Here is a 23,964-nt window from a genome sequence, read left to right as displayed (position 1 = left end):
GATGCCAATCGTTACGAGAGGGGCTCAGATGCGCGACGACAGGACTGGCGAATTCGGATCGGGGGCTTCGGCCCTGCGGGCTATCGCCGTCGAAGAGGTTCAGCCGATGAGCGGGCGTGCCGATGCGGTGCTGTGGGAGCGCGTCAAGACGCGGCTTCGGACGGAGCTGGGCGAGGACGTCTTCTCAAGCTGGTTTGCGCGTGTTGAGTTCGAAGGCGCCGATGGCGCATCCGTCAATCTTTCGGTGCCGACGCGGTTTCTGAAATCGTGGATCCAGGCGCATTATTTCGACAAGCTGCTGGGTCTCTGGACGGCGGAAGTCGACAGCGTCCGCCGCGTCGAGCTCGTCGTCCGCGGCGCCGTCCGGGCGCGCGCTCCCGCCAAGGTCGACAAGCCGGCCGTGGCAAGCGTCGCCGCCAATCCGACCCCGACCTTCATTCCCGCGGCCAGTGCTGCCCCGGTCCTGATGCAGGCGAGCCCCGCCCGCATCGAGGCCGATGGCGCCGGCTCGCCGGTCGATCCGCGCTTCACCTTCGAGACCTTCTGCGAGGGCGGCGCCAACCGCGTTGCCTATGCCGCCGCTCGCGCCGTCGCCGAGACCCCGGCCGGCCGGCCGACGCCCTACAACCCGCTCTACCTTCACGCCTGTGTCGGTCGCGGCAAGACGCATCTGCTGCATGCCGTCGCCCAGGCGGCGCGCCGCGCCGATCCGAACCGCAAGGTGGTCTATCTGACCGCAGAGCACTTCATGTTCCGCTTCGTCGCGGCGCTGAAGAACCAGTCGGCGATCGCGTTCAAGGAGAACCTGCGCGACATCGATCTGCTGCTGATCGACGATCTGCAGTTCCTGCAGGGCAAGTCGGTGCAGCAGGAATTCTGCCACATGCTGAACGCGCTGATCGACGGCGCGCGCCAGGTTGTGGTGGCGGCGGACCGTCCCGCGGCCGAGCTGGAGACGCTGGACGAACGCGTCCGCTCGCGCCTTCGCGGCGGCGTCGCCTTCGAGATCGGCTCGCCGGATCTGGATCTGCGCCGCGATATACTGAAGTCACGCTATGCGATCGCGCAGTCGCAGAATCCCGGCGTCGACGTCCCCGAGACGGTCATCGAATATGTCGCCCAGTCGGTCGTCTCGAACGGCCGCGACCTGGAAGGCGCGTTGAACCGCCTCGTGGCGCAGTGGCAGTTCACCAACCAGCCGGTGACGATGAATTCGGCCGAGATCACGCTTCGCGATCTCGTCGGCGCCTCCGAGCCGCGCCGGGTCAAGATCGAGGACATCCAGAAGGTCGTCTCGCGCCACTACAACGTGTCGAAGGCCGACCTGCTGTCGAGCCGACGCACCCGCACCATCGTGCGTCCCCGTCAAATCGCTATGTATTTGTCCAAGACGCTGACCCCCCGCTCGCTGCCGGAAATCGGCCGTCGTTTCGGCGGCCGCGACCATACCACGGTGCTGCATGCGGTCCGCAAGGTCGAGGAGATGATGCAGGGAGACCAGCATCTGAAGGAAGAGATCGAGTTGCTGAAGCGCATGATCGACGAATAGTCGGTCTGCCCGGGGCCGGCGGGGATCTTCGCCGGCCCTTTCTCGTTCGGGCCTTCCGCGCCACCCCCGGCCGATTGTCGAGGGGGCCTTGCGTTCCGGCCTCGAACAAGCCAATTTCCACGGTCCGTACCGGACGCTCTGTCCGCCTTATGTCGATGCCGCGCCATCTGCGCGGCTTTTCTATCAAGGTTCCTGCGTTTCATGAGAGCGACCCTCGAGCGATCCAACCTCCTGAAGTCCCTCAACCACGTTCACCGCGTGGTCGAACGACGGAACACGATCCCGATCCTCTCCAACGTCCTGCTGCGGGCCTCCGGCTCGGAACTGACGCTGAAGGCGACCGATCTCGATCTCGAGATCCTGGAAACCATTGCCGCCGATGTCGGTCGCCCGGGCGCCACCACGGTGCCGGCGCATATGCTCTACGACATCGTGCGCAAGCTGCCGGACGGCTCGGAAGTGGCGCTGGAGACCTCGGCCGATGGCCAGACGCTGACGGTTCGCTCGGGCCGCTCCAACTTCTCGCTGCAGATGCTGCCGGAGACCGATTTCCCGGACCTGACCACGGGCGAGTTCCCGATCCGCTTCGAAATGCCGGCCTCGGCCTTCAAGACGTTGATCGATCGCACCCAGTTCGCGATCTCGACGGAAGAAACCCGCTATTATCTGAACGGCATCTACCTGCACACGCCGACGATCGAAGGCCGCACGGTGCTGCGCGCGGTTGCGACCGATGGCCACCGCCTGGCCCGGGCGCAGACCAATGCGCCGATCGGCTCGGAAGGCATGCCGGGCGTGATCGTGCCGCGCAAGGCGGTTGGCGAGATCCAGAAGCTGCTCGAAAGCTCGGAAGAGGTCGCGACCATCGAATTGTCCGAGACCAAGATCCGCGTCTCCTTTGGCGCGGTGGTCCTGACCTCGAAGCTGATCGACGGCACTTTCCCGGACTATGCCCGCGTCATCCCGCAGGGCAATGACAAGCTGCTCAAGGTCGATCGCGGCACCTTCTCCAACGCCGTCGACCGCGTCTCGACCATCGCCAGCGAGCGCGGACGTGCCGTCAAGCTGTCGCTGTCGTCGGAGGGCCGCCTGGCGCTCACCGTCAACAATCCGGATTCGGGTTCGGCGACGGAAGAGCTTGACGTCGACTACGCCGCCGATCCGATCGATATCGGCTTCAATTCGCGCTATCTGCTCGACATCGCCGGCCAGCTCAAGACCGGCACGGCGCTGTTCAAGCTGGCCGATCCCGGCTCGCCGACGCTGATCCAGGATGACGGCGACGAGGACGCGCTCTACGTCCTGATGCCGATGCGCGTGTGATCCTCACGGCCGAGGCCGGCCAGCCGCGCATCACGCGGTTGACGCTGGCCGACTTCCGATCCTATAGCCGTCTCGATGTCGCCATCTCCGGTCGCCTGGTCGCCCTTTCCGGCGAGAATGGCGCCGGCAAGACCAATCTGCTCGAAGCGATCTCGCTGCTGTCGCCCGGCCGCGGCCTGCGCCGCGCCGACATGGCCGAGATGGCGCGGATTGGCGGGGGCGGCGGCTTCGTCGTCGCGGTCGATCTCGATACGGCGAACGGCCCCGTCCGGCTGGGCACGGCGCTGGACGGCACGCCGCCGTCGCGCCGCTGCCGCATCGATGGCGCGGCGGTTTCCTCGGCCACCGCTTTCGCCGAATATCTGCGCATCGTCTGGCTGACGCCGGCGCTGGATGGCCTGTTCACGGGCCCCGCCGGCGACCGCCGGCGCTTCCTCGATCGCCTGGTCCTGGCGGTCGATTCGCAGCATGGCACGCGGGTCAATGCCTTCGAGAAGGCGGTGCGGGGCCGCAACCGGCTGCTCGAAGATCCGTCGCCGGACCGGGCCTGGCTCGACGGCTTGGAAGCCGAGATCGCCGAGATCGGCGTCGCGGTCGCCGCCGCCCGCAAGGAGACGGCGGAGCGGCTCGCCGGTCTCATCGCCGAGGAGCGCGACGACAGTTCGCCTTTTCCCTTCGCGGTGCTGGCGCTTGAAGGCGATGTCGAGGGCTGGATCGGTCAGGGACCGGCCGTCGAGGCCGAGGATCGCTATCGCGCCGCCCTCCGCAACGGCCGGGCCCGCGACCGCGCCGCCGGCCGTACGCTGATCGGCCCGCAGGCGAGCGACCTCGTCGTGCGCCACGGCCCGAAGGACGTACCCGCCGGCCGCGCCTCGACCGGCGAGCAGAAGGCGCTTCTCGTCGGCATCGTGCTGGCGCATGCCAGGCTGGTGGCGCGGATGAGCGGGCTGGCGCCGATCGTCCTGCTCGACGAGATCGCCGCCCATCTCGACCAGCGCCGCCGCGCGGCCCTGTTCGAGGCACTGGACAGGCTGGGCGGACAGGTGTTCATGACGGGGGCCGATCCGGCGCTGTTTGCCGAATTGCCGGATTCGGCCCAGATTTTAACGGTGACGCCGGGACGCGTCGAAACATTGTGACGCGCCGGGCTGCTCGGACACGGCCGAAGAGGGTGGGATGACAGGACTTTCGATTTCCGGACTGGCGCTGTTCGCCGCCGCCCTCGCGGTCGCCGCTTTTTCGCCGGGCCCCGGCATCGCGGCGATCGTCGCCCGCGTCCTCGGTCGTGGCCGTCATGGCGCCTTTGCCTTCACCGCCGGCATGGCGATCGGCGATATCGTCTGGCTGACGCTGGCCGTGCTGGGCCTCGCCATGGTGGCGCAGACCTTCCATGAAGTGTTCGCGCTGCTCAAATATGCCGGCGCCGCCTATCTGCTCTATGTCGCCTGGAAGATGTGGAAGGCCCCGGCCGCCGCCCCTGACATCGCGCCGGTCGCCCTGCGCGAGAGCCGCCTTCGGCTGTTCCTGGCCGGCCTCGCCGTCTGCATGGGCAACCCGAAGACGATGGTGTTCTATCTGGCCCTGCTGCCCTCGATCCTCGACGTCACCCGCATTGACGGGCTGGCCTTCCTCGAGCTCTCGATGGTGACGCTGTCCGTGGTCGGCATGGTGTTCGCCTTTTATGTCGGCGTGACCCTGCGCGCACGCCGCCTGATCACCAGCGCGAAAGCGGTGCAGCGGGTCAACCGCGGCAGCAGCGTGGTCATGGCGGGAGCAGCCATCGCGATCGCCACGCGATAGCGCGCCGGGCCAGACGGATCGACGCGGGGCGGCATTCGCGCGTGTAAGCCGGCTGCCGAGCGGCTAGCATCGCCGGAAACTCGAATCACTTTCCCCCGGATGCTCCATGCCGCTATCGCGCGCCCGCGCAGCGCTTAAAACTGTCTTTGGCTACGATGATTTCCGCCCCGGCCAGGACGAGGTCATCGCGGCGGTGATGAGCGGCGAGCATGTGCTCGCGGTCATGCCGACCGGTTCCGGCAAGTCGATGTGCTACCAGCTGCCGGCGATCGTCGACGGCGGCCTGACGGTCGTTGTCTCGCCGCTGATCGCGCTGATGCGCGATCAGGTGCAGCAGATGCAGCATGTCGGCGTGGCGGCGGCGACGCTGAACTCGACCAATGGCGACGACGCCAATCGCGAGACGCTGCGCCGCCTGCGCGCCGGCGAGATCTCGCTTCTGTTCGTCTCGCCCGAGCGGCTCGCCGGCGATGGGCTGGTCTCGCTGCTGGCCGCCTGCGACGTGCGCCGGCTGGCGATCGACGAGGCGCATTGCGTCTCGCAATGGGGCCATGACTTCCGCCCCGAATATCGCCAGCTCGCCTCCGTGCGCGAGGCGCTGGGCGGCGTGCAGGTGGTGGCGCTGACGGCGACGGCCGACCAGGCGACCCGCAACGATATCGCGGCCCAGCTCTTCCCGGCGCCGCCGCGCGTCGTCGTCCATTCCTTCGACCGGCCCAACATCCATCTCCGCTTCGAGGCCAAGGACCGGCCGCGCACGCAGATCGCCGACTTCCTCGCCCGCCACAAGGGCGGCAGCGGCATCATCTATGCCTCGTCGCGCGACAAGACCGAGAAGCTGTCGGAATGGCTGGTCGGCAAGGGCATCCGCTCGGTGCCCTATCATGCCGGTCTCGACGCCGGCATCCGCTCCAAGCATCAGGACATCTTCCTGCAGGAGGATGGCGTGGTCGTCGTCGCCACCGTCGCCTTCGGCATGGGCATCAACAAGCCGGATGTCCGCTTCGTCATCCATGCCGACATGCCTGCCGGTGTCGAAGCTTATTACCAGGAGATCGGCCGCGCCGGCCGGGATGGGCTGCCGGCCGATACGCTGACGCTGTACGGGCTCGACGACATGGCCTTCCGCCGTCGCCAGATCGACGAGAAGGCGATCAGCGAGGCGCAGCGCCGGGTGGAGCAGAAGCGGCTCGCGGCGATGACCGATCTCGCGGAGTCCGCGACCTGCCGGCGGCAGGCTCTGCTCGCCTATTTCGGCGAGCCGACCGGCCGCTGCGGCCATTGCGACCTCTGCCAGGGCGGCGCGGAACTGGTCGATGCGACGGTCGACGCGCAGAAGGTGCTCTCGGCCGTGGTGCGCACCGGCCAGCGCTATGGCGCGGCGCATCTGGTCGATGTCCTGCGGGGCGAGGCGACCGACGCCGTGCAACGCCAGGGCCATGACAAGATCAAGACATTCGGCGTCGGCATCGACCGCAGCGCCCATGTCTGGCGGACGCTGGTGCGCCAGCTTTTCGCCGCCGGCGCGCTGGCCCAGGCGAGCGAGGAGCATGGCGGCTTCCGCATCACGCCGGAGGGCGAGGCGGTGCTGTTCGGGCACGAGCGGATCGCGCTGCGCTCGATCCGCGAGGCGCCGGCGAAGGGCCGCGGCAGGCGGAGCGAGAAGGACGACCGCGCCGACGGTCTCGACGAGGCGACGGCGACCATGTTCGAGCAGCTGCGCGCGCTGCGGCGCGAGATCGCCCGCGACGAGGGGGTGCCGGCCTATATGGTCTTCCCCGACCGTACGCTGATCGAGATGGCGGAAGCCATGCCCGGCACGCTCGACGAGATGCGCGGCGTGCAGGGGGTCGGCGAGCGCAAGCTCACGCTCTATGGCGAGGCCTTCCTCGAGGCGCTGCATTCCGCCCGCTGACGATTGCCACGACGCGACCTTCGGCAGGCTGGCGCGGCGGCTGATCGTCGCGCGCCCGGCAAGGCCAGCGATTCTGCCGTTTTTGTCACCGAAGCGCCGCGTTTGCGTGTAAGGGTAACCGTGCAATTTGCTTGTCGAAGCAATATATTAGCCTCTCGATTCGACGTATCGCGCGCGCAGGCGCGCGACGCTTTCAAGGAAGCCTGAATGTCCGATACCGCCCGCGATCAAGCCTCTGATGCCTACGGCGCCGATTCTATCAAGGTGCTCAAGGGCTTGGATGCCGTCCGCAAGCGCCCGGGCATGTATATCGGCGACACGGACGACGGCTCCGGCCTCCACCACATGGTCTATGAGGTGGTCGACAACGCCATCGACGAGGCTCTCGCCGGCCATGCCGACGAGGTCAATGTCACCCTCAATGCGGACGGATCCGTCACGGTTCGCGACAATGGCCGCGGCATTCCGACGGATCTGCATGCCGAGGAGGGCGTTTCGGCGGCCGAGGTCATCATGACCCAGCTGCATGCCGGCGGTAAGTTCGACCAGAATTCCTACAAGGTCTCCGGCGGTCTGCACGGCGTCGGCGTCTCGGTCGTGAATGCGCTGTCGAGCATGCTGAAGCTGACGATCTGGCGCAACGGCAAGGTGCACGAGATCGAGTTCGCGCATGGCAACGCCGTGTCGCCGCTCAAGATCATCGGCGACTGGGACGGGCGCAACGGCACCGAGGTCACCTTCCTGCCCTCGACCGACACCTTCACCCAGGTCGAGTTCGATTTCGACACGCTGGAACATCGCCTGCGCGAGCTCGCCTTCCTGAATTCGGGCGTGCGCATCGTGCTGACCGACAAGCGCGGCGTTGAAGTCCGGCGCGAAGAGCTGGTCTATGACGGCGGCCTCGATGCCTTCGTGCGCTATCTCGACCGCACCAAGAAGCCGCTGATGACGGCGCCGATCTACATGACCAGCGAGCGCGACGGCATCACCGTCGAGGTCTCGATGTGGTGGAACGACAGCTACCACGAGAACGTCCACTGCTTCACCAACAACATCCCGCAGCGCGACGGCGGCACGCATCTCGCCGGTTTCCGCGGCGCGCTGACGCGCCAGGTCACCGGCTATGCCGACAGCCAGGGCATCTCGAAGCGCGAGAAGGTGACTCTGTCCGCCGACGATTGCCGCGAAGGCCTAACGGCGGTGCTTTCGGTCAAGGTGCCGGATCCGAAATTCTCGTCGCAGACCAAGGACAAGCTGGTCTCGTCGGAAGTGCGTCCAATCGTCGAGAACGCCGTCAACGAGATGCTCGGCATGTGGTTCGAGGAACATCCGGCGGAATCGAAGATCATCCTCGCCAAGGTTGTCGAGGCCGCCACGGCGCGCGAGGCGGCGCGCAAGGCGCGCGATCTGACCCGCCGAAAGGGCGCGCTCGACATCGCCTCGCTGCCCGGCAAGCTCGCCGACTGCCAGGAACGCGACCCGGCCAAGTCCGAAATCTTCATCGTCGAGGGTGACTCGGCAGGCGGCTCGGCCAAGCAGGGCCGCAACCGCGAGAACCAGGCCGTGCTGCCGCTGCGCGGCAAGATCCTGAACGTCGAGCGCGCGCGCTTCGACAAGATGCTGTCGTCCGAGCAGATCGGCATGCTGATCATCGCGCTCGGCACCTCGATCGGCAAGGACGAGTTCGCGCCGGACAAGCTGCGCTATCACAAGATCATCATCATGACGGATGCTGACGTCGATGGCGCCCATATCCGCACCCTGCTGCTGACCTTCTTCTTCCGGCAGATGCCGGAACTCATCGAGCGCGGCCATGTCTACATCGCCCAGCCGCCGCTCTATAAGGTCACCAAGGGCCGTTCCGAGCAGTATCTGAAGAACGAGCGCGCGCTGGAGGATTACCTGATCCAGCAGGGCCTCGACGAGGCCGCCCTCCTGCTGGAGGACGGGGAAGCCCGCGCCGGCGCCGATCTCGATCACCTGATCCAGGATGCGCGCCAGATCGCCTCGATCCTCAGCGGCATCCATACCCGCTATGATCGCGGCATGGTCGAGCAGGCCGCCATGGCCGGCGGGCTCGACCCCGCTCTGCTGGAAGACAAGGATCGCGCCACCGCCGCCGCCCAGGCGATCGCGACCCGGCTCGACCTGATCGCGGAGGAGACGGAGCGCGGCTGGCAGGGCACGCTCGACCCCCAGGGTGGGTATCGTTTCGAGCGCGAGGTGCGTGGCGTGCGCGAGGTGCACACCATCGACATGGCGCTGATCGATTCGGCCGACGCGCGCAAGCTGCACGCCGTTTCGTCCCGCATTTCCGATGTCTTCGCCAAGCCGTCGACCCTGCGCCGCAAGGAGATGAGCACGCCGATCTTCGGGCCGCGCTCGCTGCTGGAAGCCGTCTTCCTGCAGGGCCGCAAGGGCATCCAGATGCAGCGCTACAAGGGCCTTGGCGAGATGAACGCCAGCCAGCTCTGGGAAACGACGCTCGATCCCAACGTCCGTTCGCTGCTGCAGGTGAAGATCAAGGAGGCGGACGCCGCCGACGATCTCTTCACCAAGCTGATGGGCGACGAAGTCGAGCCGCGCCGCGAGTTCATCCAGGACAACGCGCTCAGCGTCGTCAATCTCGACGTCTGACGGTTTCGCTCCCCGCCGGCGGCCTCATTCCGCCGGCACGGGGCAACTCATGTCGCCTTCCTGGCAATTCATGAGTTCCTTGAGCGTATCCAGACGGGTGCGCGTCATGCCGTCGATGCAGGTGAGCAGTACCGTCGGATAGGCGCTGCCGCCGCTGACGCCGGAAGTGCGGAACGCGCATTCCGCATCGCGGAAGGCCATCCAAGCGCGCTGCGACTTGACGAGAAGCTTCGCCGTATCCGGGTTGTCGGCGAGGCGGCGGGTGATCGCCTGATAGGTGATGTTGAGCTGCTTGTCGGTCGCCTTCAGCGCCATGTCGGCGCAGACATGCATCGTCGCCTGGTCCGGGGCATTGTCGCAATCCATCGCGTTCGCGACCGAGATTCCCGCAAGTGTCAGCGCGGCGGTGAGGATGATACGGCGCATGGATTTCTCCTGGAGGTTGTGCAGCCCGAGTAGAGTCGGAATCCGGCTTTCCGGCAAGCCGTCGATGTTTCGGGTGTCGCAGCAATTTTCGGGCGGCATATTGCCCTGATCCCGTCCTCGGTCCATACCGTCTGTCTGTGCACCCGTCCGATCAGCCTCTCGGCTGATGTCAAACTCGCAGGCCAACGTAGTTCCCCGCGATGGTCCAAAAGTCTAACACGCATCAGGGATGAAACACTTTGCAGCAACTCGCTGATATTGGCGTGCTTGGTCTCGCCGTCATGGGCGCGAACCTCGCCCGCAACGCGGCCCGAAAGGGATTCGGCGTCGCCGTGTTCAACCGCAATGGGGCCCGCACCGACGAACTGATCGGCGAGCACGGCTCCGAGGGCCGCTTCACGCCGTCGAAGACAATTCCGGATTTTGTCGCTTCGATCGCCAAGCCGCGCGCCATCATCATCATGGTCAAGGCCGGTCAGCCGGTCGATCAGGTGATCGAGGAGCTGCTGCCGCATCTCGAGACGGGCGACATCATCATCGATGGCGGCAACTCGCTCTATACCGACACGAACCGGCGCTTCCACTATCTGAAGGAGCGCGACATCAAGTTCATCGGCATGGGCGTGTCCGGCGGTGAAGAGGGCGCGCTCGAAGGTCCGAGCATGATGCCGGGCGGCACGCGCGAGGCCTATGCCCGCATCGAGCCGATCGTCACCAAGATGGCGGCCCAGGTCGATGGCGAGCCCTGCTGCGCCTATATCGGCACCGAAGGCTCCGGCCACTACGTCAAGATGGTCCATAACGGCATCGAATATGCCGATATGCAGCTGATCACCGAAGCCTACGACCTGTTCAAGACGGTCTATGGCCTCGAGGCGCCGGCGATCGCCGACATCTTCGCCGAATGGATGAAGGGTGATCTCGATTCCTACCTGATCGACATCACCTCCGCCGTGCTGCGCAAGATCGACAGCACGGGCAAGCCGCTGGTCGATTCGATCGTCGACGAGGCCGAGCAGAAGGGCACCGGACGCTGGACGGCGCAGTCGGCGCTCGATCTCGGCGTCCCGCTGACCTCGATCACCGAGGCCGTGTTCGCGCGTGCGCTTTCGGGCCGTCGCGCCCAGCGCGCCGAAGCCGAAAAGCTGTTCCCGCACGCGGCTCCGGCCAAGCGCCAGATCACCCAGGCCGACATCGACGCCGTCAAGGATGCGCTCTACGCCTCCAAGATCGTCGCCTATGCCCAGGGCTTCGAGCATCTGACGGTTGCCTCCGAGCAGTTCGGCTGGGATCTGAAGCTTGGCGAAGTCGCCTCGCTCTGGCGCGGCGGCTGCATCATCCGCGCCCGCTTCCTCAACCGCATCCGCGATGCCTATGACGCAGGCGTCGCCGGCCCGAACCTGCTGCTGCAGGATTACTTCCGCGACGCGGTTTCGAAGGCCGAGCCGAACTGGCGCAAGGTCGTGGGCCTGGCGATCGAGCAGGGCATTCCGGTCCCCGCCTTCTCGTCGTCGATCGCCTATTACGACGGCCTGCGCCGCGCGCGCGGCCCGGCCAACCTGCTGCAGGGCCTGCGCGACTATTTCGGCGCCCACACCTATGGCCGCCTCGACAAGCCGGGCAAGTTCCACACGCGCTGGAGCCAGGACGGCTCCGAGATCGACGCCTGAGCCACAAAACGATACCGGCCCGCAAAGTTTCCTTGCGGGCCGGTCAAATTCCCGGCGCAATCGCCATCGATCCTGACACAGCGTCTTCTTCCCGCGGCCCAGCCGTTGCGCGAGGAGGACAGCGCACCCACATGTGGTGCGCGATTGAAACAGGCGGAGACGATGACGACCTACCGGACCTTCACGATTTCAGGCCCCCGTGGCACCACGAGCTGGAAGGACAAGCTTCGGCTCGGACTGGCGCTTGTGGTTGGCGCCAGCGTGGTCTTCGCGGCGCTGGTCCTGTCGTTGTCCATCGCGCTGATCCTCATTCCCGTGCTGGCCGTGGTCTACCTGTTCCGGCGACGCATCCTGCGGAGCTTCCTGGCGCGTGCTATGCCGCCCGGCGCTGCCGGTCCGGGACCGCGCCCCGATCCCGCCGCCCAGGCCGCGTATGAAGAGCCCCATCCGTTCCGCGCACCGCCGCGGGGCCGGACGGACGAGGTGATCATCGACGCCGAATATCGCGTCGTCGAAACCGACGAAGAGCGTCGCTGACGCTCTCTCTCCCGTTTTGGCCGCGGATCGCTCGAATGTGATCCGCCTTGCCGCCAGATCCTGCCTCACCCGGGCCGCATTGGGATAGATTGTCCCCTCGCGCCGGGGTTTGTCGTCTTGGACGAGGCGGAACAGAAATGCAGCCATTGCCCCGCCAGCCTCCCGGCGCTCTCGCAGGAGGAAGCCATGCAGAACGCGGTCAATCTCTCCAGCCTTCGCCGGGCGGTGGAAGGCAATGATGCCAAGGCCCTGACGGCTTTCTATGCCGATGACGCCGAAGTCCGCGTGATCGACCAGGACCATCCGCCGAGCCGTCCGCTGGTGCTCAAGGGCAAGCAGGCGATCGGCGCCATGCTCAACGATGTCTGCGGCCGCGCCATGAAGCATCATCTCGACGACGGGCTCATGGACGGCAGCCATCTCGCCTTCGCCGAGACCTGCACCTATCCCGATGGCGTCAAGGTCTACATGAGCGCGATGCTGGAACTCGCCGACGGCAAGATCCGCCGCCAGACCAACATCCAGGCCTGGGATCACTAGGGTCGGCCGAATACGTCACCGCTCCAGCCGGTCGACGAACCAGCGGGTCAGCTCGATCCAGACCTGATCCTTTTCGGCCGCGTCCTCGATGCCGTGCTCGATGTTGGGATTGTCGTTCACCTCGATGACGAAGAACCCGTCTTCGGTCTGCTTGATGTCGACGCCGTAGAGCCCGTTGCCGATCAGCTGCGCGGCGCGCAGGCCGATGTCGATCACCTCGGGGGGCGCCTGGCTGATGGTCATGGAGCGCAGCCCGCCTTCCAGCGCCTTGCCGTTGGGCTGGTGCTTGACGATCTGCCAGTGCTTCTTGGCCATGGTGTACTGGCAGACGAACAGCGGCTTTCCGCCCAGCACGCCGACGCGCCAGTCGAATTCCGTCGGCATGAATTTCTGCGCCAGCAGCAGGTCGGTGTCCTTGAACCAGGCCCGCGCCAGCTCGTCCATCTGGCGATGGTTGTCGACCTTCTTGACGCCGCGCGAGAAGGAGGAATCCGGGATCTTCATGACGAGCGGAAAGCCCAGCTCGTCTGCGGCGCGCTGGAGATCGCCATTGCCGCCCAGGATGATCGTGGGCGGCACAGCGATGCCGTTGCCGGTCATCAGTTCCTGCAGGTAGACCTTGTTGGTGCAGCGGATCATCGAAACGGGGTCGTCGATCACCGGCATGCCTTCCTGGACGGCGCGCCGGGCGAAACGATAGGTGTGGTTGTCGATCGAGGTGGTTTCGCGAATGAACAGCGCGTCGAACTCCGCCAGCCGCGCCAGGTCCTTCCTGGTGATCGGCTCGACTTCGACGCCGAGCTTTTCGACCGTGCGGGCCCAGTGCTTCAGCGAACCGAGGTTGGAGGGCGGCATCGCCTCGGTCGGATCGTGCAGCACGGCGAAGGAATAGCGCGGCGCCGAGCGCGTCGCCTTTTTCGAGCGCCATTCGCGCCGGGTGTGGTCGTGCAGCGCCTCATGGAAGAAGGCGAGCTCGTGCGACGTCAGCTTGTTGATCGGCACCGGGGCGAGCTTGCGGATTTCGGCCCGGCTCGTCTGGTCGATCGTCACCTCCAGCACGGGACAGCGGAACCAGTCGAAGAGCAGGCGTGAAAAGCGATCGAAGCGATGGTCGTCGCTGATGCCGAACATCACCAGCAACCGGCCGGGCATGTCCTTGTCGCCCGAGGCGGAGATCGCCTTGACCAGTTGATCCTCGAGCTCGGGCAGCGCCTGGGCATAGAGGGCGCGGCTGGCGAGATCGATCATTGTCTCGACGTTCGGCACGACCCGGTGGCCGCGCGCCCCGGCCAGCAGCGAGGCATAATAACCCCGGCTCTGATAGGCGAAGGAGCGCGACAGATTGATGATTTTGGGGCGGGACCCGCGGAACAGATTGGCACGGGCCAGATAGTCCTTCGTCGTGATGACCTTGTGGGGCGTATCCTCGTTTGGAAAGTCCTTCGCCGCATCGACCAGGATAACCCAATCCGCCATGGTTCACCTCGGTCTGAGAACGACGGCCGCGCGCAACGGTTCCCGGCCCCAGCGCGCCATATGCTCGAAATCGGCATAGGGGATCGGCAGGTTGGCCGCGTCCGAATGAGTCTCGTGCTCGCGGTCCTCGACCCAGGGGTCGTGGATGAACAGATGACGCCCGTCATCGCCCACCACCAGCACCCAGTGCGGCACCTTCTTGCCGAACATCCGGTAGGCCGAGATCAGCACGATCACGAGGGCGCCCTGCGCGAGGGCCGAGCGTATCGCGGCGACGTCGAGCGGCCGGTGGTGGATCGGGATCTCGAAGGCGATCGTCTGGTGGCGGAAATCCTCCTGCGCCAGTTGCATGACGCGGCGCTTCTCCGGGTCGCGCACCGATTCCAGGAACAGCGAGCCCTCGCGACTGACATGGATCGAGGCCGAGAGCCCGTTGCGGGCGGCCGAGACGGCCAGCCCATGCGGATCGCATCCGCCCAGCCCCGCCATCATGAACACCGTCGTCGCCTGCCGCCAGAGCTTGATCTCCTCGACCGGGCTCATGGCGTAGTCCCGACGGAGATGGCCGAGCGCCATCATCACGCAGCAGGGGCCGCAGGTGAAATCGGTGGTCTGCTCGTAATAGCGCACCGAGGTCGAGAGCGCGTCGCCGCGCAGCCGCTTCTCGTAGCGCAGCGCGTTGGCGTGATCTTCGTAATAGTCGAGATAGCGGCCGATGCGGCGATAGCCGAGCCGTTCGTAGAGGCGGATGCCGGCCGCGTTGTCCTCGCGCACCTCGAGCCGCAGCAGGAAGCGGTCCCGCTCGTAGGCGACGCGCTCGGATTCGGTCACCAGCGCCGCGCCGACGCCGCTGCCGCGCAGGGCCGCCAGCACGGCGATGGAATAGAGCCGCGCCATGCCGGTGCCGGCCCGGAACAGCAGCAGCGCGTAGCCGACGAGGCGGCCGTCGGCGAGGGCGGCGACGGTGAGGGCGGCGGTCGGCGCTTCGACCAGCTTGCGGAAACTGCGCCGCGCCATCCTGTCGGTCTGGAACGAGGCGGCCTCGATCGCGACCAGCCCGTCGAGATCGGCGGCCGAGGCGGGCCGCACGGTGAACAGGGGAGGCGAGGGGGTGTCGACTGCACTCACAAGGCGCGATGGAACGCCCATTTCGACCGATCCGCAAGAGCCGGCGTATCGGGATCGACGCGCCATCCGGAGGCCGGATCTCGGGCCGCAATTGCGGCGCGGCTATGGCCTATTCCCACACGCAATCGTGAGTGTGGCGGCTGTTCCGGCCAGCCTCGGCCGGCCGTCTCCGGGGACTAGCCGGGGACGTTGTCGCCGACTTCCTCGGCGATGCTCTCGCCGGTCTTCGTGCGCGCCTCGCGCTGCTCGCGCATGAAGATGAACAGTCCGGAGGCGATGATGATGGCGGCGCCGATCAGCATGGACGGCTTCGGCTGGTCGCCGAAGACGAAATAGCCGAACACCACGGCCCAGATCAGCATCGTGTACTGATAGGGCACGACCACCGAGGCCGGCGCCAGCTTGAGCGAGCGCGTGACGCAGAACTGCGCCATCAGCGCGACGACGCCGAGCAGCCCCAGCAGCCCGAAATCGATCCCCGTCGGCATCACCCAGGCGAAGGGGGCGATCACGGCGCCGACCACCAGCGTGCTTACCGTCGAGAAGGTTAGCAGCGTCTTGTCCGGCGTTCCGCGCAGCTGGCGGGTCACGATCATCAGCGCGGCGAAGAACAGGCTGCCGCCAATGGCGATCAGCGCGCCCCAGCTCAGGCTGTCGGACGAGGGCTGCAGCACGATCAGCACGCCGAGGAAGCCGGCGACGATCGCCGCCCAGCGCGGGCCATCGACCTTTTCCTTCAGCAGCAGCGCCGACAGCGCGGTCACATAGATCGGTCCGGCCAGGTAATAGGTCATGACGTCGGCCAGCGGCAGCAGCGACACGGCCCAATAGAAGAAGCCGATCTCGCCGGTGATCACGCCCACCCGCAGCAGCTGCATCCAGGGACGCGGCGCCTGGGCGAGCTGGCGCACGCCATTGTCGCGGCAGATGACCGGCAGCATGACCAGAAGCGCGGCCAGCGACCGGATCAGCAGGATCATGCCGACCGAATAGGTCCCGACCAGCCACTTGCCCAGCGTGTCATTGACCGAATACAGCAGGATGCCGAGAATCATCAGCGCAATGCCGAGAAGCGGACCGGAAAATGCGCGGGCGGGGGCGGTTGGGCTGCTGGCGGACATGCAAATCACACAAGGGGCTGCTAGAATGGGCACTCTGCACAGAAGGGCGGCAGAGACAAGAACATCCGGGCGCTTCCGCCGCGATCTCGCGATCTATTCTGCGACCGTGCGACTTTTCGTTTGCTTTTTCCGTCGCGAGTCTGCATATACGCGGCGACGATCATCGTGATCGCGCTGTGCCACACGAGATTTCGGTGGCTCTATCCTGCTGGTAAGGTAGGACACGACCCCGTCCTCTGATCCTGTCGCGCGTGGGTCATGGCTAGAAGTCGGATACCGGATGGTGTTCGCATAATTAGGCTTTCTTCTTGAATCAATTGACAAATTTTGCGGCTTTGGCACTTGCCGAGCCGCTCGTGCGTGCGCTTGACGTGGCCGGCATTACGACGCCGACGCCGATCCAGGCCCAGGCAATTCCCGCACTTCTCGAAGGCCGCGACATGCTCGGCATTGCGCAGACCGGAACCGGCAAGACCGCCGCGTTCGGCCTGCCGCTCCTGCAGCATCTGTCGCGCCGCGCGGATGGTCTCCAGCCGAAGAGTGCCCGTTCCCTCATTCTCGCCCCGACGCGCGAACTTGCGATCCAGATCGATTCCGAGCTGCGCAAGTTCTCGAAGTTCCTCGGCATCCGGCACGCGCTCGTCTTTGGCGGTGTTGGCCATCAGCCGCAGATCCGGGCGCTCGAAAAGGGTGTCGACATTCTCGTCGCCACGCCTGGCCGACTGCTCGACCATCTGCAGGCGCGCGTCGTCCGTCTGGACCAGGTCTCCCACCTGGTGCTCGACGAGGCCGACCGCATGCTCGACATGGGTTTCGTCCGCGACGTCATGAAGATCGTGGCGCTGCTGCCGGAAAACCGCCAGTCGCTGCTGTTCTCGGCCACCATGCCGGCCGAAGTGGCCACGCTTTCGCGCAAGATCCTCAAGGACCCGGTCCGGGTCGAGGTCACGCCGGAAGCGGTCACCGTCGACCGTATCGACCAGAAGCTCTATCGCGTGCCGACGGCCGAGAAGCGTAATTTCCTCCTGGATCTGCTCGCCAATCCGGAGATGGAGCGCGTGATCGTCTTCACGCGCACCAAGCACGGCGCCGACCGCGTCGCGCAGCACCTGCAGAAGGCCCGCGTCGAGACGCTGGCCCTGCATGGCAATAAGTCCCAGGGCGCCCGTCAGAAGGCGCTGGAGGGCTTCAAGGATGGAAGTCTCCGGGTGCTCGTCGCGACCGACATCGCCGCTCGCGGCATTGATGTCTCCGGCATCACCCATGTTGTGAATTTCGACCTGCCCGACGAGCCGGAATCGTATGTCCATCGCATTGGACGTACCGCCCGCGCCGGTCGCAGCGGGCTCGCCCTCTCTCTGTTCGACGCCGGTGAATCGGCGCGCCTGAAGGCCATCGAGCGGCTGATTCGCCGTCCGATCCCCGAAGTCGCGACCCAATTCAAGGCCTCGCACGCCGCGCCTCGGCCCGTTGCGGATACGCAGCGGGGCGACAAGTCGGTGCGTGACAGCCTGCCGAACGAAGAAAAGAGCAAGAAAAATCGGTGGCGTGGCCAACAACGCCGCCGAGCGGCTTGACGACGGGACGGTCGTTAGCAAAGTTCTCTACCGCCAGACTGAAGGAGATTTCCATGGCGACGGGTACAGTGAAGTGGTTCAATGCGACGAAGGGCTATGGATTCATCCAGCCCGATCAGGGTGGTCAGGATGTGTTCGTGCACATCAGCGCGGTTGAGCGTGCTGGTTTGTCGACGCTGCGCGACGGCGCCAAGATCTCGTACGAACTCGAGACCGATCGTCGCGGCAAGACGTCCGCGACGGAACTGAAGGTCTCGTAAGGAACAACACATGGCGAAGGAAGAAGCGCTCGAATTCGAGGGTACGGTCGTCGAGGTACTGCCCGACGCCAAGTTCCGCGTGGAACTCGAGAACGGGCATGTCGTCGTCGCCTACACCGCGGGCCGGATGAAGAAGAACCGGATCAAGACGCTGGCGGGCGACCGCGTAACCGTCGAGATGACGCCATACGATCTCGATCGTGCGCGACTGGTTTTCCGGCACAAGGGCGAACCGCTTGCCTCGCAAGCACCCAGGCCGCCTTTCCGCGGTGGCGCGGCGCGTCGACGCTGACATCCGACGCCAGGTGAAGATCAAGGGGGCCGACGCGAGTTATCGCGCCGGCCCTTTTCCTTTGGCCGGTCGGCTGCGAGGAATGGGCCGTTCGCTTGCGGCCACCTCGGGCGGGCGCTGCCGCCGGCCGCCGGCGCGGCGTTGCTACGGCAGATATGGTTTATCGGGATTCATGCTATTTTGGGCTGAAATCCGGCAGATTGTGAAAATGTGGCGCCCGGAGGGCAAAACCCACTTGCGTCCCGCCACGGAAGCCCATATTCTTTTTCTTGTCGCGGGGCGGACGATTCAAAAGATCTTAAGTCCCGTAGTCCAAGGCAGCTTCGGGAATTTCCCGGTTAGAAGTGTATTCGAAGGTTATTTGACGCGCAGTTGTAGTTAGAATTAATGAGCTCGAGTTTTTTTTGGTTCGGGCAAAGAGTTGTTCTTATTTAGTTATGTTTTAGCCGCCGGCCCAAAAGGTCGGCGGTTTGTTTTTGTGCGCGGTTTGCTTTCGCAACCGTTGCCAGGGGCGCCTTCCCCGCCAGGCGAGATTCCGGCATTTCCGCGGCGGCGCCGGAATGATCTGGGTCCGGCGACGGCTTGTCGCGTGCCTGTTTCCTAACCTTGCCGTATTGTCATGCAGCTTGGACCGTCACGTTGGTCGAATCGATATTGGAATCGGCCGGCCCCGGAGAGATCGAATGCTGAATGTGCTTCGCAATTTCATTGCCGAACTGACGGGTGAGACGGCTCCCCGGCAGTTTGGCGATGACGACCATCGCCTCGCCGCCGCGGCGCTTCTCTATCACGTCGTCGCGGTTGACGGTGACGTGGCCGAAGCCGAGCGCGTGCGCCTGCATGAACTGCTCAAGGCGCGCTACAGCCTGGACGAGGAGGCGACGGACGATCTCGTGCGCGCCGCCGTCGAGGCCGATGACGAGGCGGTCGATTTCTATCGCTTCACCAGCGTGCTCAAGGCGCAGCTGGACGAGATCGATCGCGAGCAGATCGTGGCGATGATGTGGGATCTCGTCTATGCCGATGGTCGCCTGACCGAATTCGAGGACAATGCGATCTGGCGCGTCGCCGATCTGCTCGGCGTATCCGGGCGCTCGCGGCTGCGGCTGAAGAAGATCGTGCAGTCCGGAGGCAGCGCCGTGGACACGCTGGTGCCTCCCAAGGAATGACCCCGCGGGGCCGGCATCGACCGGCTCCCGGCTCTGAGGACCCGTGCCGCCGTGCCGCAGTCGCTGAAGCCCGTCTTGATCGTCCTCCATCAGGAGCATTCGACGCCCGGCCGTGTCGGCCTCCGGCTGGCCGAGCGCGGTCATCCGCTCGATATCCGCCGTCCGCGCTTCGGCGAACCGCTGCCGGAAACCCTGGCCGGACACGCCGGCGCCATCGTTTTCGGCGGGCCGATGTCGAGCAATGACGACGAGGACTTCATCCGCCGCGAGATCGACTGGATGGCGGTGCCTCTGGCCGAGCAGGCGCCGCTGCTTGGCATCTGCCTCGGCGCGCAGATGCTGGCGCGCCAGCTTGGCGCCCGCGTCGGCCCTCGGCCCGACGGGCTGGTCGAGATCGGCTATTACCCGCTCCGGGCCACCGAGACGGGGCAGGGGCTCTGCACCTGGCCGGAGACGGTCTATCAGTGGCATGGCGAGGGCTTTGACCTGCCGGACGGCGCCGCGCTGCTTGCCGAGGGGCAGCTCTATGAGAACCAGGCGTTTCAATACGGCCCGGCCGCCTTCGGCTTCCAGTTCCATATCGAACTGACGCTGGCGATGATGCATCGCTGGACCACCACCGGGGCCGACCGGTTCGCGCTGCCCGGGGCGCAGCCGCGCGCCCAGCACATGGAGGGCCGCGCCGTCTATGACGCGCAGACCTCGCAGTTCCTCGACAGCTTCCTGGATCTCTGGCTGCGCCTGCCGCGCGGCGAGGCCGCTGGCGTCGGCGATGCGCAAGCGAGCGGCGAGCCGCTCGGACTGGCCTGAGGCCGCGCGACGATTGCAAATTGCGAATCTCGTCGCAATTTGCAATGCGCGGAAGGTGAATCGGCCATTAACCTTCCCAAGATCTGGCGAATTTGATTCAAATCGTAACCATATCTTGTGCTGGCAAGCGACCCCGCACCTGGCAGGAGCCTTGCGACAGACCCTGGCAAGCTGATCTTCCGGTTGTGCGTAATCAGCTCCTATCGGACGGAGAAGGGTGGAGCCGATGACCCCCGGTAACCCTTCTCCGCTCCGCTGGCTCGCGCCCCTGCACGCGGCGCTTGCATCCTTGCCCTTCCCTGGTTTCCTATAGCGCTGCGACGGATCCCTTTCGTCGCGGGGGGAACCTTCGGTCATGACGGACACGCAGGATTCGCTGGCGCGCGCCGCGCGGCTCTCGTTCTGGAGCGGACCCGTCTCGCCCCAACCCCTGGCCGGCGGACTCACCAACACCAATTGCCTGGTCGAGGACCGGGGCCGCAAATATGTCGTGCGCATCGGCGGCGACATGATCGAGCACGGCATTATCCGCACCACCGAGCTGGCGGCGAGCCACGCGGCGGCGGAGGCCGGCATTTCGCCGATCGTCGTCCATGCCGAGCCGGGCGCCATGGTCATCGACTTCGTCGAAGGCCGCAGCCTGACGCCGCAGGACGTCCGCGACGATCGCTATCTCGGCCGCATCGTCGAATTGCTGCGGCGTGCGCATCGAGACATTCCGCGCTACTTCCGCGGCCCGGCGCCGCTGTTCTGGGTGTTCCAGGTCATCCGCGACTACACCCACACGCTGGAAGCCGGCGAGAGCCACCATCTGCCGATGCTGGTGCGCCTGCTGGATTCGGCCGACCGGCTGGAGAAGGCGGTTGGCCCGATCGAGCTGGTCTTTGGCCATAACGACATGCTGGCCGCCAATCTGATCGATGACGGCCAGCGGCTCTGGCTGGTTGACTGGGACTATGCCGGCTTCAACTCGCCGCTGTTCGACCTCGGCGGGCTTTCCTCCAACAACCTGCTGTCGCAGCGCGAGACCGAGCAGGCGCTGGAGCTCTATTTCGACCGGCCGCTGAGCGACGAGATGCGCCGCCGCGCGATGGCGATGACCGCCGCTTCGCTGCTGCGCGAGACGATGTGGAGCATGGTCTCCGAACTGCATAGCCGGCTGGTGTTCGACTATCCGGCCTACACAGCGGAGTATCTCGGCCGCTTCAAGGCGGCGATGCTCGCTTTCGAGGCGCTCGACCGGTGACGGGGACAAGCATGACCGATCTTCCATCTTCCGCCCGCATCGTCATCATCGGCGGCGGCATCGTTGGCACGTCGGTCGCCTATCACCTGGGCGCCATGGGCCAGACCGACGTGATCCTGCTCGAGCGCGGCAAGCTGACCTCGGGCTCGACCTGGCACGCCGCCGGCCTTGTTGGCCAACTCCGCACCTCGGCCAACATCACGCAGCTGCTCGGCTACTCGGTCGCGCTCTATGATCGGCTCGAGGCCGAGACGGGGCAGGCGACGGGCTGGAAGCGCAATGGCGGCCTGCGCCTCGCCTGCAATGCCGAGCGCTGGACCGAGGTGCGCCGCCAGGCGACCACGGCGCGCTCCTTCGGGCTCGAGATGCAGCTTCTGACGCCGCGCGAGGCGCAGGAGCTTTGGCCGCTGATGCAGGTCGACGATGTCGTCGGCGCCGCCTTCCTGCCGACCGACGGCCAGGTGTCGCCCTCCGACATTTCCGCCTCGCTCGCCAAGGGCGCGCGGCAGAAGGGCGTGACGATCCGCGAGGGCGTTGGCGTCACGGGCATCGTGGTCGAGAACGGTGCGGTCGCGGCGGTCGAGACGAGTGCGGGCCGCATCGCCTGCGAGAAGGTCGTGATCGCAGCCGGGCAATGGTCGCGCGAGATCGGCAGGCTTGCCGGCGTCAACATCCCGCTCGTCTCGGTGCAGCATCAATATCTGATCACCGACGCCATTCCCGGCGTCACGCCCAATCTGCCGACCCTGCGCGATCCGGACCGGCTCACCTACTGGAAGGAGGAGGTCGGCGGGCTGGTGATGGGCGGCTACGAACCGAACCCGAAGCTCTGGGACGTCGATCCGCTGCCGCGCGACTTCGAGTTCCAGCTGCTGCCATCCGATTTCGACCATTTCGAGCCGATCCTCGAGCAGGCGCTCGGCCGCGTGCCGGCGATGGAAACGGTCGGCATCAAGCAGTTCATCAATGGCCCCGAGAGCTTCACCCCCGATGGCAATTTCATCCTCGGCGAGGCGCCGGAGGTGCGGAACGTCTTCGTCGGCGCCGGCTTCAACGCTTTCGGCATCGCCTCGGGCGGCGGCGCCGGCATGGCGCTCGCCGAATGGGTCGTGAACGGCGCGCCGCCCTTCGATCTCTGGCCGGTCGATATCCGCCGCTTCGGCCGTAACCACCACGACCTCTCCTGGATCCGCAGCCGGACGCAGGAGGCTTATGCCCGCCACTACACCATGGCCTGGCCCTCGGAAGAGTTTCTCTCCGGCCGGCCGCTGCGCCGCTCGCCGCTCTATGACCGGCTGGCGGCGGAAGGCGCGGTATTCGGCGAGAAGCTTGGCTTCGAACGCGCCAACTGGTTTGCCGATGTGGCAGCCGGGGAAGCGGCGGAGGATCGCTATACCTATGAGCGGCCGAACTGGTTCGAGCCGGTCGGGCGCGAGCATCGCGCAGCGCGCGAGGCGGCGGTGCTGTTCGACCAGACCTCGTTTGCCAAGTTCGAGCTGGCCGGGCGCGACGCCGAAAAGGCGCTGTCCTGGATCGCCGCCAACGACGTCGCCAAGCCGGTCGGGCATCTCGTCTACACGCAGATGCTGAACGGCAAAGGCGGAATCGAATGCGACCTGACCGTCGCGCGGCTTGCCGAGGATCGCTACTACATCGTCACCGGCACCGGCTTCGCGACGCATGACTTCCACTGGATCCAGTCGAACATCCAACCCGGCCTCGACGCCCGGATGAGGGATGTCACCTCGCAGACTGCCGTGCTCGTCCTGATGGGGCCGCGCGCCCGCGACATCCTGGAGCCCCTTGCCGATGCCGATATTTCCCATGCCGCCTTTCCGTTCGGCCGCGCGAAAAAGCTCTCGATCGCCGGCTGCCCGGTTCTGGCGCTGCGCGTCACCTATGTCGGCGAACTCGGCTGGGAACTCCATGTGCCGATGGAGTTCGCGCTGACGCTTTACGACGCGCTGATCGAGGCGGGCCGGCCGCGGGGCCTGAAGCTCGCCGGCTATCGCGCCATCGAGACGCTGCGGCTGGAGAAAGGCTATCGCGCCTGGGGCGCCGAGATCGGCCCGGATCATTCGCCGCTCGTCGCGGGTCTCGGCTCATTCGTGAAGCTGAAGAAGCCGATCCCGTTTCTCGGCCGCGAGGCGCTGGAGGCGCAGGCGGAAAAGCCGCTGCCGCGCCTGCTGGCTGCCTTCACCACCGAGGATCCGTCGATCGTCCTGCTCGGCCGTGAGACGATCTACCGGGATGGCGAGCGCGTCGGCTGGCTCGCCAGCGGCGGCTATGGCTATACGGTAGGACGGCCGATCGGCTACGGCTATGTGCGGCGCGCCGCCGGGGTCGACCGCGATTTCGTGCTGTCGGGACGCTACGAACTCGAAGTTGCCGGCGAGCGGGTGGCGGCGCAGGCGCATCTCGATCCGCTCTACGATCCGGCCGGTCAACGCATCCGCGCCTAGGGGCTTTCCGGACAGGCTGTGACAAT

The 23,964-nt window shown here is 66.0% G+C and carries 20 protein-coding genes; 16 read left to right on the top strand and 4 right to left on the bottom strand.

Features of this window, described 5'->3' with window-relative positions:
- Positions 1-106: 106 nt before the first annotated feature.
- The 6 genes from dnaA (at position 107) to gyrB (ending at position 9,224) form a co-directional block, all read left to right on the top strand.
- Positions 107-1,549, top strand: coding sequence for a chromosomal replication initiator protein DnaA (gene dnaA, locus OSH10_RS20990; protein ID WP_266334509.1), 1,443 nt, complete (start codon positions 107-109; stop codon positions 1,547-1,549).
- 201 nt (positions 1,550-1,750) lie between these two features.
- Complete coding sequence (gene dnaN, locus OSH10_RS20985; protein WP_266334364.1) at positions 1,751-2,872, top strand: DNA polymerase III subunit beta; 1,122 nt, start codon at positions 1,751-1,753, stop codon at positions 2,870-2,872.
- Positions 2,872-4,011 carry a DNA replication/repair protein RecF gene (recF, locus tag OSH10_RS20980; protein WP_407660746.1) on the top strand — a complete coding sequence of 380 codons (1,140 nt, stop codon included), beginning with the start codon at positions 2,872-2,874 and terminating at the stop codon, positions 4,009-4,011. The genes dnaN and recF overlap by 1 nt, the downstream gene beginning before the upstream one ends.
- 37 nt (positions 4,012-4,048) lie before the next feature.
- Entirely contained in the window at positions 4,049-4,672 is a 624-nt protein-coding gene (locus tag OSH10_RS20975; protein WP_266334360.1) for a LysE family translocator, read from the top strand.
- A gap of 106 nt (positions 4,673-4,778) precedes the next feature.
- Positions 4,779-6,587: a DNA helicase RecQ gene (gene recQ / locus OSH10_RS20970; protein ID WP_266334358.1), complete on the top strand. Its 1,809-nt coding sequence runs from the start codon at positions 4,779-4,781 to the stop codon at positions 6,585-6,587.
- Positions 6,588-6,794: 207 nt separating this feature from the next.
- Positions 6,795-9,224: a DNA topoisomerase (ATP-hydrolyzing) subunit B gene (gene gyrB, locus OSH10_RS20965; protein ID WP_266334356.1), complete on the top strand. Its 2,430-nt coding sequence runs from the start codon at positions 6,795-6,797 to the stop codon at positions 9,222-9,224.
- A 24-nt stretch (positions 9,225-9,248) separates the two neighbouring features.
- Here the strand turns inward: gyrB and OSH10_RS20960 are convergent, their stop codons facing one another.
- On the bottom strand, positions 9,249-9,650 hold the full coding sequence (locus tag OSH10_RS20960; protein ID WP_266334354.1) for a lysozyme inhibitor LprI family protein: 402 nt from the start codon (positions 9,648-9,650) through the stop codon (positions 9,249-9,251).
- Positions 9,651-9,889: 239 nt separating this feature from the next.
- Here OSH10_RS20960 and gndA point away from each other — a divergent pair, with 239 nt between their 5' ends.
- From gndA to OSH10_RS20945, 3 genes are all read left to right on the top strand, one after another.
- Entirely contained in the window at positions 9,890-11,320 is a 1,431-nt protein-coding gene (gndA, locus tag OSH10_RS20955; RefSeq protein WP_266334352.1) for an NADP-dependent phosphogluconate dehydrogenase, read from the top strand.
- Positions 11,321-11,482: 162 nt separating this feature from the next.
- Entirely contained in the window at positions 11,483-11,857 is a 375-nt protein-coding gene (locus OSH10_RS20950; RefSeq protein ID WP_266334350.1) for a hypothetical protein, read from the top strand.
- A gap of 186 nt (positions 11,858-12,043) precedes the next feature.
- A complete protein-coding gene (locus OSH10_RS20945; RefSeq protein ID WP_266334348.1) occupies positions 12,044-12,397 on the top strand; it encodes a nuclear transport factor 2 family protein in 354 nt (117 codons plus the stop codon).
- A 15-nt stretch (positions 12,398-12,412) separates the two neighbouring features.
- Here the strand turns inward: OSH10_RS20945 and OSH10_RS20940 are convergent, their stop codons facing one another.
- From OSH10_RS20940 to OSH10_RS20930, 3 genes are all read right to left on the bottom strand, one after another.
- Positions 12,413-13,873, bottom strand: a complete 1,461-nt coding sequence (locus tag OSH10_RS20940) for a RimK family protein (protein WP_266334346.1) — start codon at positions 13,871-13,873, stop codon at positions 12,413-12,415.
- Positions 13,874-13,876: 3 nt separating this feature from the next.
- Entirely contained in the window at positions 13,877-15,022 is a 1,146-nt protein-coding gene (locus OSH10_RS20935; protein WP_266334344.1) for a GNAT family N-acetyltransferase/peptidase C39 family protein, read from the bottom strand.
- A gap of 155 nt (positions 15,023-15,177) precedes the next feature.
- The gene (locus OSH10_RS20930; protein ID WP_266334342.1) at positions 15,178-16,122 is read right to left on the bottom strand and encodes a DMT family transporter; all 945 of its coding nucleotides are present in this window, start codon (positions 16,120-16,122) and stop codon (positions 15,178-15,180) included.
- Positions 16,123-16,478: 356 nt separating this feature from the next.
- Here OSH10_RS20930 and OSH10_RS20925 point away from each other — a divergent pair, with 356 nt between their 5' ends.
- The 7 genes from OSH10_RS20925 to OSH10_RS20895 all read left to right on the top strand — a co-directional run bounded on the left by OSH10_RS20925 (position 16,479) and on the right by OSH10_RS20895 (position 23,938).
- The gene (locus OSH10_RS20925) at positions 16,479-17,699 is read left to right on the top strand and encodes a DEAD/DEAH box helicase (RefSeq protein WP_266334340.1); all 1,221 of its coding nucleotides are present in this window, start codon (positions 16,479-16,481) and stop codon (positions 17,697-17,699) included.
- A gap of 53 nt (positions 17,700-17,752) precedes the next feature.
- Complete coding sequence (locus tag OSH10_RS20920) at positions 17,753-17,959, top strand: cold-shock protein (protein ID WP_018182467.1); 207 nt, start codon at positions 17,753-17,755, stop codon at positions 17,957-17,959.
- Positions 17,960-17,969: 10 nt separating this feature from the next.
- Complete coding sequence (gene infA / locus OSH10_RS20915; protein ID WP_018182468.1) at positions 17,970-18,251, top strand: translation initiation factor IF-1; 282 nt, start codon at positions 17,970-17,972, stop codon at positions 18,249-18,251.
- A gap of 683 nt (positions 18,252-18,934) precedes the next feature.
- Positions 18,935-19,420, top strand: a complete 486-nt coding sequence (locus tag OSH10_RS20910; protein ID WP_266334336.1) for a tellurite resistance TerB family protein — start codon at positions 18,935-18,937, stop codon at positions 19,418-19,420.
- Between the two features lie 15 nt (positions 19,421-19,435).
- Positions 19,436-20,230 carry a glutamine amidotransferase gene (locus OSH10_RS20905; protein ID WP_323181651.1) on the top strand — a complete coding sequence of 265 codons (795 nt, stop codon included), beginning with the start codon at positions 19,436-19,438 and terminating at the stop codon, positions 20,228-20,230.
- A gap of 355 nt (positions 20,231-20,585) precedes the next feature.
- Complete coding sequence (locus tag OSH10_RS20900; protein WP_266334334.1) at positions 20,586-21,476, top strand: choline/ethanolamine kinase family protein; 891 nt, start codon at positions 20,586-20,588, stop codon at positions 21,474-21,476.
- Positions 21,477-21,487: 11 nt separating this feature from the next.
- Positions 21,488-23,938, top strand: coding sequence for a GcvT family protein (locus OSH10_RS20895; protein WP_266334332.1), 2,451 nt, complete (start codon positions 21,488-21,490; stop codon positions 23,936-23,938).
- Positions 23,939-23,964: the final 26 nt, after the last annotated feature.

It is taken from the genome of Kaistia defluvii, from assembly GCF_026343955.1.
Classification (GTDB): Bacteria; Pseudomonadota; Alphaproteobacteria; order Rhizobiales; family Kaistiaceae; genus Kaistia; species Kaistia defluvii.
This window is presented reverse-complemented; position numbering and strand designations above follow the sequence as displayed.